Source organism: Psychrobacter sp. Pi2-52 (genome assembly GCF_904846705.1).
Lineage (GTDB): Bacteria > Pseudomonadota > Gammaproteobacteria > Pseudomonadales > Moraxellaceae > Psychrobacter.
Genome location: NZ_CAJHBS010000001.1, coordinates 244,944 through 259,829 on the forward strand (window position 1 = coordinate 244,944; position 14,886 = coordinate 259,829).

The 14,886-nt window shown below is 43.5% G+C and carries 15 protein-coding genes; 6 read left to right on the forward strand and 9 right to left on the reverse strand.

Annotation, left to right across the window (positions count from 1 at the left end; genetic code table 11):
• Window positions 1–29 precede the first annotated feature (29 nt).
• Entirely contained in the window at window positions 30–644 is a 615-nt protein-coding gene (locus JMY00_RS01025) for a hypothetical protein (protein WP_201578763.1), read from the forward strand.
• Between the two features lie 419 nt (window positions 645–1,063).
• Window positions 1,064–1,744 carry a histidine kinase gene (locus tag JMY00_RS01030; protein ID WP_201578764.1) on the forward strand — a complete coding sequence of 227 codons (681 nt, stop codon included), beginning with the start codon at window positions 1,064–1,066 and terminating at the stop codon, window positions 1,742–1,744.
• Between the two features lie 19 nt (window positions 1,745–1,763).
• Here the strand turns inward: JMY00_RS01030 and JMY00_RS01035 are convergent, their stop codons facing one another.
• The 7 genes from JMY00_RS01035 to nfsB form a co-directional block, all read right to left on the reverse strand.
• Entirely contained in the window at window positions 1,764–2,339 is a 576-nt protein-coding gene (locus JMY00_RS01035; protein ID WP_201578765.1) for a GNAT family N-acetyltransferase, read from the reverse strand.
• A gap of 27 nt (window positions 2,340–2,366) precedes the next feature.
• Window positions 2,367–3,071, reverse strand: coding sequence for a nucleotidyltransferase family protein (locus JMY00_RS01040; RefSeq protein ID WP_201578766.1), 705 nt, complete (start codon window positions 3,069–3,071; stop codon window positions 2,367–2,369).
• A complete protein-coding gene (locus JMY00_RS01045) occupies window positions 3,068–4,381 on the reverse strand; it encodes an XdhC/CoxI family protein (protein WP_201578767.1) in 1,314 nt (437 codons plus the stop codon). The genes JMY00_RS01040 and JMY00_RS01045 overlap by 4 nt, the downstream gene beginning before the upstream one ends.
• A gap of 111 nt (window positions 4,382–4,492) precedes the next feature.
• Complete coding sequence (locus JMY00_RS01050) at window positions 4,493–6,931, reverse strand: xanthine dehydrogenase family protein molybdopterin-binding subunit (RefSeq protein ID WP_201578768.1); 2,439 nt, start codon at window positions 6,929–6,931, stop codon at window positions 4,493–4,495.
• A gap of 2 nt (window positions 6,932–6,933) precedes the next feature.
• Window positions 6,934–7,926 carry a xanthine dehydrogenase family protein subunit M gene (locus tag JMY00_RS01055; RefSeq protein WP_201578769.1) on the reverse strand — a complete coding sequence of 331 codons (993 nt, stop codon included), beginning with the start codon at window positions 7,924–7,926 and terminating at the stop codon, window positions 6,934–6,936.
• Window positions 7,923–8,594 carry a 2Fe-2S iron-sulfur cluster-binding protein gene (locus tag JMY00_RS01060; protein ID WP_201578770.1) on the reverse strand — a complete coding sequence of 224 codons (672 nt, stop codon included), beginning with the start codon at window positions 8,592–8,594 and terminating at the stop codon, window positions 7,923–7,925. The genes JMY00_RS01055 and JMY00_RS01060 overlap by 4 nt, the downstream gene beginning before the upstream one ends.
• A 335-nt stretch (window positions 8,595–8,929) precedes the next feature.
• Complete coding sequence (gene nfsB / locus JMY00_RS01065) at window positions 8,930–9,586, reverse strand: oxygen-insensitive NAD(P)H nitroreductase (protein ID WP_201578771.1); 657 nt, start codon at window positions 9,584–9,586, stop codon at window positions 8,930–8,932.
• A 391-nt stretch (window positions 9,587–9,977) separates the two neighbouring features.
• Between nfsB and JMY00_RS01070 the strand changes: the two genes are divergently transcribed.
• A complete protein-coding gene (locus tag JMY00_RS01070; protein WP_057761286.1) occupies window positions 9,978–10,631 on the forward strand; it encodes a DsbA family oxidoreductase in 654 nt (217 codons plus the stop codon).
• Between the two features lie 44 nt (window positions 10,632–10,675).
• Window positions 10,676–11,371, forward strand: coding sequence for a haloacid dehalogenase type II (locus tag JMY00_RS01075; RefSeq protein ID WP_201578772.1), 696 nt, complete (start codon window positions 10,676–10,678; stop codon window positions 11,369–11,371).
• Between the two features lie 123 nt (window positions 11,372–11,494).
• On the opposite strand, the gene JMY00_RS01080 is transcribed toward JMY00_RS01075, so the two are convergent.
• A complete protein-coding gene (locus JMY00_RS01080; RefSeq protein ID WP_057761290.1) occupies window positions 11,495–12,625 on the reverse strand; it encodes an S-(hydroxymethyl)glutathione dehydrogenase/class III alcohol dehydrogenase in 1,131 nt (376 codons plus the stop codon).
• A gap of 292 nt (window positions 12,626–12,917) precedes the next feature.
• Here JMY00_RS01080 and JMY00_RS01085 point away from each other — a divergent pair, with 292 nt between their 5' ends.
• Both JMY00_RS01085 and JMY00_RS01090 read left to right on the forward strand, forming a co-directional pair.
• Window positions 12,918–13,838: a LysR family transcriptional regulator gene (locus tag JMY00_RS01085; protein ID WP_201578773.1), complete on the forward strand. Its 921-nt coding sequence runs from the start codon at window positions 12,918–12,920 to the stop codon at window positions 13,836–13,838.
• A gap of 111 nt (window positions 13,839–13,949) precedes the next feature.
• Window positions 13,950–14,468 (forward strand): DUF302 domain-containing protein, encoded by a 519-nt coding sequence (locus JMY00_RS01090; protein ID WP_201578774.1) that lies wholly within the window; start codon window positions 13,950–13,952, stop codon window positions 14,466–14,468.
• Between the two features lie 89 nt (window positions 14,469–14,557).
• Here JMY00_RS01090 and JMY00_RS01095 read toward each other — a convergent pair whose 3' ends face one another.
• Window positions 14,558–14,845 carry a DUF4031 domain-containing protein gene (locus JMY00_RS01095; protein WP_201578775.1) on the reverse strand — a complete coding sequence of 96 codons (288 nt, stop codon included), beginning with the start codon at window positions 14,843–14,845 and terminating at the stop codon, window positions 14,558–14,560.
• Between the last annotated feature and the right edge of the window lie 41 nt (window positions 14,846–14,886).

The window sequence follows — 14,886 nt, forward strand, 5'->3', positions numbered from 1 at the left end:
TAATCACTTTTATCATAATGGTAATTACTATGTCTTCTTACTTAAATGCTGATAAAACCTATCTTACCCTGACGCCAGCTGGTATTTTTGAGGCGTTTTCACAGAACGAACCGACTAATGAGCAGCTAGCATTACAGGATTTGCTGTCTTATGATCAGACACTGCTCGCTGCTGACTGGCTTCAGCGTTATTCTGATGACTGGCTACAGAGTTTTATAGAACAAGGCTGGATTGAAAAGCTGTCACTGTTTTTACCAGCGCCTAACTTGCCATTGGACCAGTTTTTGCCTTATGTCGTGGCGAGCTTATCTGGTAAACGCCGAGCCGCGATCGGCTCTGATGAAGGATTTTGTTTAGCGCGAGTTGGCTATAGTCAAGAAGAAGCGGACATGCTCAGTGTCGCCGCCGCTGATTTTTCAGGCTTTATGCTCCGCCAAAAGCAACGTGGGTGGGCAGTAGAGAGTCAGGCAATCTCGTTTTTTCAACAGGTCGACCTACTCATTCCTGAGACCAGCTTTGTGTTTTTATGGATAGATAATGCAGGCTACGTTCTCATCATCGATGGCGAACCTCTGACCAACAGTCGTGCCTTTGTAGAGCTGGTATGGGCACTCAAAACCTCTGGATTGAGATTTCTTAACTAAGGAGGTTTCTTAACTGATTTAACTCGCTTAATTCATTCCGTTGCATCGACTGATTTAAGGCTCAAGCTCTATCTTTTACACAAAAATAAGCAGTGCGCTTAGCTCAAATTAAGCGCACTGCTTATTCCCATATAAATCTTTTTCGTACCATCTTTACCTATATCACTCTCTAGTATCGGCTAATTCTACGCAGCAATAACAATACTCTCAGAATTAACAATAACTTGTCAAAATTTAGGTCATACTCTCCTCACACATTTAAGTATTTTCTTGCCACGACTTAAGTTGCCACAAATCTCTAATTATTCAAACATCTATACAGCTTCCAATATTTTAATTATCTTTTCCAACGTTGTACCCTACCGAAATCGGCAACCCCTGCCAAACCTTGCATTCTTGCTTATTTTTTAGGACAGTTTATGACTTCGCTGACCACTGTGCGCGTGCGTTATCAAACGATTGAAATTGGCAACACCGACATTCATATTTGTACTTTGCGTGACAATCAACAATTTAGTGACCCTGACGACGAAGCGTTAAACCTTGGCATCTGCTCTGCTTCTTGGCCGATGTTTGGGGTGATATGGCCGTCAAGCTTGGTGCTGGCCAATCATATGCTTGATTACGATATTGCAGGCAAACGTATCTTGGAAGTTGGCTGCGGTATGGCGCTCTCTAGTCTTTTACTGAATCATAGGCATGCTGACATTACAGCGACTGACTATCATCCAACGGTTGAATATTTCCTTGATAGGAATACCACGCTGAATAATAACAAAGAAATTAATTTTGAGCGTTTAGATTGGGCAGAGGACAATAGCCATCTTGGCAAGTTTGATATGATTATCGGCAGTGACTTGCTCTATGAAGACCAACACATTGACATATTAGCCGAGTTCATTGACCGTCATGCTATGCCGACTTGCGAAGTCATCGTGGTCGATCCTGGTCGCGGTCGCAAAAACAAGCTAACCAACAAGATGACTGAGTTTGGCTTTAGTAGTAAGCATGTCAAACCTGAGAACACTACTTACCTAGACTTACCATTTAAAGGGCATATTTTGACGTTTTCGCGAGATAATAGTATTCAAACAGAGTAAAAGACAGCCATCAATACAACTAAGTGAGCATAGTATCCTGCCACTGCTGCCGAGTGATTTTGTATAGCACATGCTCAGCCAGTCGATGATTAGACTCAAGCATAGGGTGGAAAAAATTCTCCTGTGTATTGGTCATACAAAGGCGCTCCATAACCAATTGTGAGCGCTTATTGATAACAGCCGTAAAGGCAACGACTTCATCTAGTCCTAATGTATTGAATGCAAAATTCAATGAAGCACTTGCCGCCTCAGTCGCGTACCCTAGTCCCCAATAATCACTATGTAAGCGCCAAGCAATCTCGACAGCAGGAGAAAACGGCATATCGGCATGCGCATGATTTAACCCAACCATACCGATAAAAGTATCTGTTTCTTTTAGACTCACCGCCCAAAAACCCCAACCATTATCATCAATCAGCGACTGGCATTTTTTGGCGATAGTATTACTCATGGAGGTAGTTAATAACTTGGGAAAGTATTCCATTACTTCAGGGTCAGCATTCATCTCAGCGAATGGCGCAAAGTCGCTCGCTTGCCACTGTCGTAGGTACAGTCGTTCGGTTTCTATCGTATTTATAATTTTACTCTCTCGCATTTCGTTGTTCAAAATAAATTAATCAGGTTAGCTATCAAGCCAGCCTTGTTGTTTGGCAAATGCTAGTTGCTCGGGCGTATCAATATCGTAGCTAAGTTGGTCATTATCGACCTCACCTACTTGATCAGCGGGCAACCCTCTAATGAGGTGACGAAGCCCTTTATCTCCTATCAGTTCTGACTGCCACTGTCTAAGCAATTTATAATTAATTGCTAAAGGCAGACCTATGATATCAGATACCTTTTCATCTAGATTTTGATGTTTTTCTAAACGTTGCCAGCTGTGATAACGACTGGCCACTACTGTCTGCTGGCCCGCTAGCAAAGCTGTTAAATGTGGCTCATCTAATAATACTTGATCTACTCCCATGATGAGCACTCGATCGATTGAAGTCGATTCAAGAGCAGCAATTGTCTCAATACCCAGACTCAAACTATGCGCCATACCAGTATCAGCTTGTGGGTTCACCACTATCTGAACCGTTGGATATTGATTGGTCAACTCTGTCATCATACTGGCAATCAAACGATGGTTATCAGGAATGACAATGACAATAACTTGCGGATTGGTAGTTGTTGCCAGTCGAGTCATATAAGTAATCAATGGCTCGCCATGTTTAACAAGCAGCTGCTTAGGTTGTCCGAGACGCTGACTTAGTCCGCTTGCCAAGATGATGACCGCATGGTTTTGGCGCTGTCGTTCAGTACTTTCTGTAAATGCACTCTTGCTCATACGACACTCTGTACGATAGCAGGATCTGTATCGCTATTCTCCGCTACTATATCTAAGAGATTGTTATGCGATCCATCTACTGAAACGGTTTGATTGTGCATGACGGCATTTATCTCTGCCATAATGCCAAGCGCCAGTGCTTCAGGGCCATCTCCACCCAGCTTATAACCAATCGGATAATGCAACTTATGGATACCAACTTCTAACATAGCAGGATTGCTAATACTCATGCTAATCTCACTAATTAAGCGTTCGGTACGATAGCGTGGCCCCAATTGTCCTAAGTATTTATAATTGTTTGAATGCTCGAGCAGTATCGCTAGGCGAGCGCGATCCTGACTCAAACTATGTGACATCAAAGCAACTGCTGCATTATTGCTTAGCTTAAGCAAAGTCTCGCTGTCATCTAGATGTAGCGACATTACAACATCCGCTTGAGGAAACCGCATACGCGTCGCATATTGCGCGCGACTATCTATAACTGTCACATGCCAATCTTGTAGTTTAGCCATGGTCACCAGTGGCATCACGTCATTCCCTGCGCCGCAAATCAATAGACGAACTTGTGGTTGCAAACGTTGCACAAGCCACTCTGTTGTTACCTTGCCGTTTTCTACCGTCAGATATTCGGCATTTTTATCAGACAGCTTATATTCTGCTAATTCTTCTACAGTATTGGCAATTATGCTTGAAAGAGCTGTTTTCCCTAGTGCAGAAACACTTCCCAAACTGCGGTACTCATCTAAATTAATCCTCATCCCAGTTCGCAAATCATCTCTGTTTTGCGATATAGAACCTTGATGCTGATAGTCGTTAGCACGAATCAAAGTCGCTACAGTAATCGGCTGCTGAGTGCGTCGAACATTACGGATTGTCTCTAACAATGGTGTTGCTGTCGTTAGTCGTTCAAACAATACATGCACTCGCCCATTACAGCCCAATCCAAAATTTAGCTCATCAAAGTCCGCGTCATCTAAACCGCCATCCGATCCATCATATATATCAGACTTAGTTCGCTTCACACCTGCTTGCGCTTGGCCATCGTCAGCATATTGAATGTCATCACCCGTCTGATAAACTTGCACATTGGCACCGTTACGAGTAAGCCAAAAGGCACGTTTGATAATATGCGGCTCCAAGCAACCACCACTAATCATTCCAACTGAACGACCATCCTCACAGATGAGCATCATCGCGCCAGCACGGCGATATGCTGAGCCTTCAGTACGTACGACCGTTGCCAATACAGCATCAATACCTTGTTGCTTAACTTTGATTGCCAGCTTAAGAATGTCAGCGACCTGATTCATAACGCCTCTTATTTGATAGTTATTTTCTTGATAATGACGAAATATACTGCTGAGTGAGTTATAAAAACCCGCTCATTAAGCGGGTTCCTGTCGTACATATGACTTAAAAATTTACTCTGGCATCTCGTAAAGCAATTTATCAAGCGTAATCGGAAAATCATAAACACGTACGCCGACGGCATTGTATACAGCATTAGCAATCGCAGCGGCAGCACCAGCAATAGCTGTCTCACCAATACCCTTGATATGCATTGGGTTGGTATAAGGATCATCCTCTTCGACCAATATCACATCTAACTGTGGTACATCGGCATTGACCGGCACATGATATTCAGCAAGATCATGGTTACATAGCCGACCGTCACGTTTATCGTGGATGACCTCTTCCATTAACGCTGAACCAATACCAAATACCATGCCGCCATAGCATTGCGAAGTCGCTGTCTTATGGTTAAGAATACGACCTGCGGCAAATGCGCCTGTCATGCGTTTGACTCGGATCTCACCCGTGACTTTGTGCACGGCCACTTCAGCGAAGTTTGCACCAAAAGAAGACTGACGATACTTTTTACCATTTTTTCCTGGTTTTATCTGTCCTTTGGCACTAACTTTTTGATCCTCATAGCCTGCGATCACGTCAGCAAGCGCATATGATTCTGAATTTTTAAAATCATATTTCTCTGATTCTGACTGTTCTTCTAATACATTCTCTGAAAATGTGACTCCTGTAGTTTTTGATATTTTATCAATAGTGCTATCGGCAAACGCTTGACCGTTCTCTTTGGCTGCCTCTACCGCAGTCAGATCATGCTTACCTACTTGCTTAATTTGACCGTTATCTAGCTGAATCGTATCAGGGTACAGGCCAACTTTTGCTGCTAACATTTCACGCAGCTGCTCACAAGCGAGGTAGACACTGCTACCTGCACTCGCAGCGCCCCAACTACCACCGGAACCTGATGCAGATGGTAAGGCACTATCACCTAGTTTCATCTCAATATGATCAATGGGTAGTCCTAGTAAATCTGCAGCTACCTGAGAAAACACCGTATAAGACCCTGTACCGATATCTGTCATATCTGTCTCAATGACTGCTTTGACACCGAGCGCTTTTGACTTATCGATTTGCAGCGTTGCGCGCGCTTCAGAAGACTGTAACTGATTACCACGTGCGGCAGCAGCCATGCCCGTTCCTATCCACCAGTCGCCTTCTAATTGACTGGCAGGCTTTGTGTTACGCTGACTCCAACCAAACTGCTCAGCACCTTGCTCCATACAGGCAATTAGCTGGCGCGTCGAAAACGGAATGTCTTTACTAGGGTCTTTTTCTGGTTCATTACGGCGGCGCAGCTCTATAGGATCAAGGTCCAATTGCGCAGCCAATTCATCCATCGCACACTCAACGGCAATCATACCGACCGCTTCGCCAGGTGCACGCATCGAGCCTGACAATACTTGGTTCATGTCGACCATTTCATAATTTACACGGCGGTTTTTACCACTGTATAGATAGTGCGTAGACAAGGCAGTTGGCTCAAAGAACGCCTCGTCTGGCAAATTGCTAGAAATGGTATCGTGAATCAACGTATCGATAACGCCATTTTTATCGCAGCCGATTGCGATACGCTGACGAGTGTTTGATCGTCTGACAGTTGCTTCCATCACTTGTGGACGGGTCATAGTAATCAATATTGGACGACCAAGATCTTTTGACGCAATAGCAGCGGCAATAGATTCAGGCGCAATACCGAGCTTGCTACCAAACCCACCACCAACATAGTGTGCAATTAGCTGAACTTGATCTTTGTTTAAGTTTAGCGCATCCATGACTTGCTGCTTACAAGACGCAAGCATTTGATTTGCCGTATAAAGAACGAGCTTACCCCCTTCCCAATGTGCCAATGTCGCATGTGGCTCCATCGCAGAGCTGTTTTGACTTGGCGTATGATAAAAGCGATCAAGTGTTACTTCAGCATTAGCCAATCCTTGCTCAGGATCGCCTTGGACATAATTTTTGTCAGAGCCTTTTTTTTCATCAACTTCATGGGCGTTAGACAACTCTTTAGTAAAATTTAATGCCGCTTGGTCAGTCTCATCTTTATAAGTGACTTTAAGCGCATTTGCCCCTTCTGTTGCTGCTTCAAAGGTTTCAGCGATTACAACAGCGATGGGTTGACCATGATAAAAAATCTCAGTCGCTCCCTGCTTTGGCGCTTTTTTCAATCCGCCTTGCTGAGAATTACGCAAGAAGTGCTTAGGATCTGTCACGACCTTGATAATATTGGGAATGCCATCTAAAGAACTACTATCGATATTCTGGACTTGCCCTTTAGCAATAGTCGCACCGACTAAAACACCGTACGCTTTATTGTCTAAATGGATTTCAGCACTGTAAGGCGCTTGACCACTAACCTTTAGCGAGCCGTCAACACGGTTGATTGGCTTACCAACCAGTTTGCTCGCTGTTGTGCTAAATAAAGATTCAACAGGTTCATCCATGGTCATTTTTTTGGTCGGTTCTGACTGAGTGATTGATTCAAATAATGACATGATTATGCTCCCTCGCCCGCTAGTGCGCGCTGAATGACTTGTTTTAGTAGGCGACGCGTCAACGGTATCTTAAAGTCGTTTTGACCATTACCTTTGGCATCATTCAATAACAGATCGGCAGCTTGCGCGATAACGTCTTTATTGCCATTGGTATCCGTCAATAGTGCCTCAACCGCTTCATTACGCCATGGCTCAGTACCGATACCACCAAATGCTAATCGTACCGTCTTTAGATTGCCGTTATCATCAGCGTCTATCACTGCTGCACAGGATACGAGTGCAAAAGCATAAGAGGCGCGATCTCGAACTTTGTCATAGGTGTGCATACCCTTGATAGGTGCAGGTAATACAACGTGAGTAATTAACTCGCCTGCCTCTAATACGTTTTCGATATGCGGCGTATCTTTTGGTAAGCAATAAAAGTCTTTCACATTGATAGAACGAGTCGAACCGTCCGCCTTAACTGTCTCGATAGTGGCATCCAGCAAGCGCATCGCCACTGCCATGTCAGATGGGTGCTGAGCGATACAGGCATCACTCGTACCTAGAATAGCCAGCGTACGGTTCTCGCCATTGATAGCAGGACAACCTGTGCCCGGTTCACGCTTGTTGCAGGCACTGTCTGTCTGGTAAAAATAATAACAACGGGTGCGCTGCAAGAAGTTACCGCCAGTCGTTGCTTTATTACGCAGCTGGCCAGTCGCTCCTGCCAAAATCGCTCGGGATAATACGGGATAATTGGCAATAACTTCAGGATGCGCTGCTAAATCACTATTGGTCACAAGCGTGCCAATACGCAAACCTCCGTCGGCAGTGGTTTCGACCTTTTCTAACTCTAGACGAGTAATATCGACCAGTTTAATTGGCGTTTCAATCTCCAATTTCATCAAGTCTAATAAGTTGGTACCACCTGCGATAAATGACGCATCTTTGGTACTGGCAGATATTGCCGCTTGCTCTGGTGCATCAGCACGGCTATATTCAAAGCGTTTCATGAGCGGCCTCCTGTTGTAGCAGTTGCTGTCTTGTTATTCGCTGAGGTCTTACCAAGTTGCGCCTCGCTCGGTGGAGGTGACCAGATACCTGTCACGCTTGAATTTTGCACTGTATTGTCTGTTGTTTGAGTACTAGCTTCTTGTATTTGACTCTCTGATACCTGACTCTCAAGCACTTGTGAAATGGCTTTGATAATATTTGGATAAGCTGAGCAGCGACAGATATTACCGCTCATGCGCTCAGCAATTTCTTGTACAAGGCGACCATCAGGATTTTTTAAGTCGGTGCTGACATGGCTTGGCCAATTTTGTTTTACTTCTTCTATCAAGGCGGTAGCTGAGCAAATCTGACCTGGCGTGCAATATCCGCATTGAAAGGCATCATTGTCTTTAAACGCTTGCTGCAATGCCGATAATGACTCTGGCATTCCAATGCCTTCGATCGTTGTGATGTCATCACCATCATGCATAACAGCGAGTGTCAGACAGGAATTGACCCGTCGTCCATTGATGAGCATGGTACATGCCCCGCATTGACCGTGGTCGCAGCCTTTTTTGGGTCCAGTAATTTGTAGGTGCTGACGACAGACGTCGAGCAGTGTCGTACGAGCGTCAAGATTCTCGAGCTGATAATCTTGCTTATTGATTGTTAAGGTCAAAGTAGACATGCTGGCTTCTCGCTGGCAGATGAACATAATAGAATGGTGAAATACGCTTCAAAATGACAGCGTCAATAAATTTATTATGACGTATGAAAACAGTTGTTTTGTTTTTACTTTGTAGGGGTTTCAGTGTAGTTTCTAATCTGCAAGAGTATCGAAATGTTAGCGCTGCTAATAGATGGTATGTTTTTTATCATCAGTTTTTAACGTTATTTCAAAGGAAATATCGATAAAAAAAGCCCCATAAACGGTCAGTTTATGAGGCTCTTAAATAGACTTTTTACGTATAGTATTTAGTAGATATGTCTATTAAATCCGTTCTTTGCTTAGCTAATAACTGGCTAGGCTTTCGTGATAATCGTTTCTTCATCAAAACGTGATTTTGGCAGCTCAGCGTTAAAGTCATCTTTACTACGATAACCAAGTGATACGACTGCCACAGCGGTGTAGCCTTTGCTACGTAAATCAAACTCTTCATCAAGTGCTTTCAAATCCGCCCCTTCCATCGGCACCGCATCAATACCCAAAGTTGCAGCCCCTAGTAGCAAAGCGCCCATATTGAGATACAATTGCTCTATCAACCAATGTGGCTCGTCTTTTTGCTCATAACGACGAATGTCCAAAAACATTTTACGCGTCTGATGCATTTGCTCTTTAAATTTTGGCTCTGCAAAACGACCATCTGCATCTTCTTTTTCTAAGATGTCATCCAAAAACTCATCATCTGAATAGACACGGCTACAGAATACAATGACGTGCGAGGCACTTTTTACTTTGGCATCGTTGAACTCGTACATGCCCTCCGTGCCTTTTGCGATTCGGGCTTTACCAGCTTCATCATCAGCAATGACAAAATGCCAAGGCTGGATATTGGTACTTGAAGGACTTAAGCGTAAAACATCCTTTAGACTTTGGAAATCTTCTGCTGAGATTTTCTTATTGGTATCAAATTCTTTTGTGCTGTAGCGCCAGTTCATTGCTTCAGTGATATTTTTCATCTGTGACTCCGTTATTGATATTAATTTTTATTCTTGCTTAGAATTTTTCTTTTTCAACTATCATTTCGACGAAGCCACTTTAAATAAAAAGCTATTTTATGACCATACCTGCTTGGTTAAGTATTCGTAGGTTTTGTTATGACTGAGTCAGCGTATTGCAAAAACGCCTACTTTCTTATTAGTAATGGTTACAATTACGCTACCGAATTGGCGACGCCGACTGCGCAGACTACATTGTAATCACTTAGTCATTCTCTTAGTATGAACTGACTTGATATATGGTAACTAGTTATAGTTGTCTGATAACTAGGTATATCTGCTTGATTCCAACTGATATGCCTCTATCTATACATCTCAAATAAAACATACATAATAATACCCGCGAGGAAATATGAGCACATCAGAAAAACCACTCCGAATAGATATCGTGTCAGACGTCGTCTGTCCTTGGTGCGTTATCGGTTATCGCCAATTAGCAGCAGCACTTGAGCAAACCAATACCGCTCACACTATCCACTGGCATCCGTTTGAGCTAAACCCAAATATGCCAAGCGAAGGTCAAAACCTACGTGAGCACATCATCGAGAAGTACGGCTCTACTAAGCAAGAATCAGATGCTAGCCGAGTCAGAATGACTGAAGCTGGACAGGAAGTTGGCTTTGAATTTAATTTCAATGATGACACACGTATGCATAACACATTTAATTTGCATCAGCTGCTACATTTCGCTGATCAGCAAGGCCGCATGCATGAGCTAAAGCAAGCCTTGTTTGCTGCGCATTTCACCAATAACAGAGATATCTCAGATATCAATGTGCTTGCCGATATTGCAGCAGAGACTGGGCTTGATCGTAGTGAGTCATTAGCAGTGTTGGAAGGTCAATTCTTTGCAAAAGAAGTACGAGCAGAAGAGCAGCATTGGCAACAGCAAGGCATCCAAAGTGTACCAGCGATTATCTTTAATGAGCGTCATCTGGTCAGCGGTGCTCAAGGGGTCGAGAACTATATCAGTATCTTAGAGCAATTGGCCAACATGACTGAGTAAACCATACGACGTTATAAAAATGTCATTCTATAAAAGGATACTTTATGTCTTCTGAACGCTTTCCCTCGATTATTGTGTTCGACGTCAATGAAACATTGCTCGATATCGACACGCTAACGCCTTTATTCATGCGCGTCTTTGGTAAGCAAAGAGTGCTGAGAGAATGGTTCGCTCAGCTAGTACTGTACTCGCAAACTATGACGTTGTCCGGCCTCTATACGCCTTTTGGCGAGCTTGGGGTTGGTGCATTGCAAATGGTTGCTAACATCAGACAAGTTACTTTGACAGACGACGATATCAATGAGTTTAAAGAAAGAATGAGTGCATTACCTGCCCATCCTGATGCTGCACCAGCACTGACTCGTTTGCGTGATGCAGGGTTTCGACTGGTCACGCTGACCAATTCAGCAAGCAGTGCGTCTCCAACGCCATTAGAAAAAGCTGGTCTCAGTCAATTCTTTGAGCAGCACTTTAGCATTGAGGCTGTTAGCAAGTTCAAGCCAGCACCTGATACTTACCAATTGGTGGCTGATACGCTAGCTGTTGATACGTCAGATTTATGCCTTGTCGCCTGTCATCTCTGGGATACTATAGGCGCACAAGCGGCTGGTTGTCGCGGTGCATTTTTGACCCGTCCCTATAATGCGATGCTGAACGCGCCCAACGTACCAGTTCCAGATTTGACCGCATCAGATTTATCGACACTAGCGGATCAAATCATTAGCAAAAAGAGTGCTTGAGACTTTCAATCATTAAGCTATGTGTGAAAATAATATTAAAAAAGGCTGCTTCAATATCGAAGCAGCCTTTTTATTTTGGATACAGTATTTCTAAGACAATAACGTCGTTCCTACCTTCATTGATTACTCTGAGAAGTGTACAACCGTACGGATGCTTTCGCCTTTGTGCATCAAGTCAAACGCTTCATTGACGTCTTCTATTGGCATCGTATGAGTGATGAAGTCCTGTAAAGGAATCTCGCCTGCTAGATAGCGCTCGACATAACCTGGTAGTTCTGTGCGACCTTTTACACCGCCAAATGCTGAGCCTTTCCAGACTCGACCAGTCACTAACTGGAATGGACGGGTTGAGATTTCTTGTCCAGCGCCAGCGACACCGATGATGACCGACTCGCCCCAACCTTTGTGGCAGCACTCTAGCGCTGAACGCATAACATCGACATTACCGATACATTCGAACGAATAATCCACACCGCCATCGGTCAATTCAACGATCACTTCTTGAATTGGTTTGTCATAATCTTTCGGGTTGATACAGTCAGTTGCACCGAGTTTTTTGGCTAACTCAAACTTGCTTTCATTGATATCAATCGCAATGATACGGCTGGCTTTTGCCATGGCAGCACCAATCACTGCTGACAGTCCGATACCGCCCAGTCCAAAGATAGCCACTGTAGCGCCCTCTTCGACTTTTGCAGTATTCATAACCGCGCCCATGCCGGTAGTCACGCCGCAACCAAGCAAGCAAACTTCTTCCAATGGCGCTTCTTTATTGACTTTCGCCAAAGAAATCTCTGGCAAGACTGTGTATTCAGAGAAAGTTGAGCAACCCATATAATGGTAGATAGGCTCGCCGTCTTTATAAAAACGTGTGGTGCCATCTGGCATCAAGCCCTTACCTTGAGTCTCGCGTACTGCCGAGCAAAGATTGGTTTTTCCTGAGCGGCACATTTTACAAACACCGCATTCTGCTGTATATAACGGAATGACATGGTCACCGACCTGAACGCTGGTCACGCCTTCACCAACTTGCTCAACGATACCGCCGCCTTCATGGCCCAAAATCGCAGGGAACACGCCTTCTGGGTCTTCACCAGATAAGGTAAAAGCATCTGTGTGACAGACACCACTGGCAACGATTTTTACCAACACTTCACCTTTACGCGGTAGCATGACGTCCACTTCTTCGATAGATAGTGGCTGCTTTGGACCCCACGCGATGGCGGCTTTTGATTTAATAAATTTATCCGACATAAAAATCTCTCTTTTTAATTGATTGTTATTTATGGGTGACGACATAACAGTTTTGTTATAAGTACAAGTAGTTTTGAAAGTTTGCTAGCGCATCTTATGGATTTTAGCAGTCACTATATCCACAGTTAAAACAAATAAAGATAGGCTGAGCTTATCTTGCCTGCCCTCTATAGGCAAGCATCGATGACAGTAAAACACCATCTATTTACATTGATACTAACCATTATATTTATTTCTGGGCGGATAACAATATGCTATATTTGCAAATATCTTTTACATATTGGTAATAATCATGCGCTGGGAAGGAATTAGTGAGTTTGTCTATGTCGCAGAATATGAGAGCTTTACACGTGGTGCAAAAGAGCTAGGTATCTCGACTGCACAAGTCAGCCGTCAGATCAGCGCGTTAGAGAAACGATTAAATATAAAGCTGCTATATCGAACCACACGCAAGGTCTCACTGACTGAAGAAGGCCGTGTATTCTATCAGCATTGCCGCAGTGTGCTCGATGGCTTGGATGCCGCTGAGCAAGCCGTAACCAACTTACAATCAAAGCCTCAAGGCAGGATAAAACTAACAGCGCCCGTTACTTATGGTGAGCAGCAGTTATTACCACTGATCAATGATTTTATGATGCAGTATCACGATATCGAGGTGACTGCTTTTTTGAGTAATCAGAAAATTGACTTGATTGAAGGGGGTTATGATTTGGCGATTCGTATTGGTAAATTGCATGACTCGACGATGATGGCAAAGAAACTTAGCCTGCGTACTAACTTTGTCTGCGCGGCGCCCTCTTATCTAAAAAAACACGGCATACCACACCAACTGAGTGATTTAAGTCAACATAACTGCCTACTAGGTACTCGTGACTACTGGCACTTTATAGATACTGCTAAAGCAAAAGAGAACAGTAATACTTATGCTAAGACGGACAACCAACAAGCAAGTGTAGAAAGGAACCTGCGTGTCTCTGGTACGGTGCAATATAACAGCGGCTATAGTCTGGTCGATGCTGCGCTAAAAGGCTTGGGCATCGTCCAGCTGCCAGATTATTATGTGCAAAAATACCTAGCGTCTGGGGAGTTGGTCAGTTTACTTGATGACTATAGAGAGCCCGAAGAAAGCATTTGGGCCATTTATCCACATAACCGTCATTTATCACCAAAGATTAGACTGCTCGTAGATTACTTGGCAGAACATTTGGTTTAACGTTCTGTTAAGACGTATTGCAATCACAAACCTGATTACGCACAATGAATATTCGATGTTGCTCATTATAGTTAAGACTGACCATACTACAGACAACTTATAGGTATCATTATGATTAAAATCGTCTCTATCGCTGCGCTAGCAGTGGCCGTTTCCTCTTGTGCCAGTATCGATACGCTGCTGGATAAAACCAATAGCACTGGTGCTATGACAGACACAACAACCTCTATCAATGCTGAAAAAGGCTTGGTAACTTTACAGAGCAATCACTCCGTCCAAGATACCGCAGACAAACTGGTTTCAGTTATCGAAAGCAAGGGTATGAAAATATTTGCGCGAGTCGATCATCAGAAAAATGCACAGAGTGCCGACTTATCATTGAGACCAACGCAAGTCGTTATGTTTGGTAACCCTAAAGCAGGTACGCCATTAATGAACTGTGAGCAAACTGTTGCCATTGATTTGCCGCAAAAAATCTTAATTAGCGAAGATGCCGATAAGAAAGTATGGCTGTCATATAACAACCCTGACTACCTCAAGACACGCCACAATATAAAAGGTTGTGATACCGAGATTGCCAATATCTCAAAAGCACTTAACGCGATCAGCACTGCAGCCACAGCAAAATAATGTGCTCAGTATAGTTGAATAAATATACATTCGAGTAGATAAGTGAACAGACAATTGAAACATTACTTATCTACTTGAAAATACTGATATTAAGAATGACTAGATTGCTCTATCTGGTCATTCAACTCTATTTTTAATTTCTTTGCACACTCGATAATCTTTTTTCTATCGGCAGGAATAGCACCTTGCGCAATAGCGATTTCACGCATTTGAACCGTGATATCATAATGAGGGTAGCTGGCATTACGATGAAATAGACGCGCATCCACATCAATAAACGCCGCAAAATCATGCAGCTCTTGTAAGCTATCCGCCAGCATATGACACCACTTATGGCCTTTGAATTTTATCTGCACAAAATCTACATATATCGCCATACAACCACCTATCTACTTATTCATTGATTCGCTTATCTGAC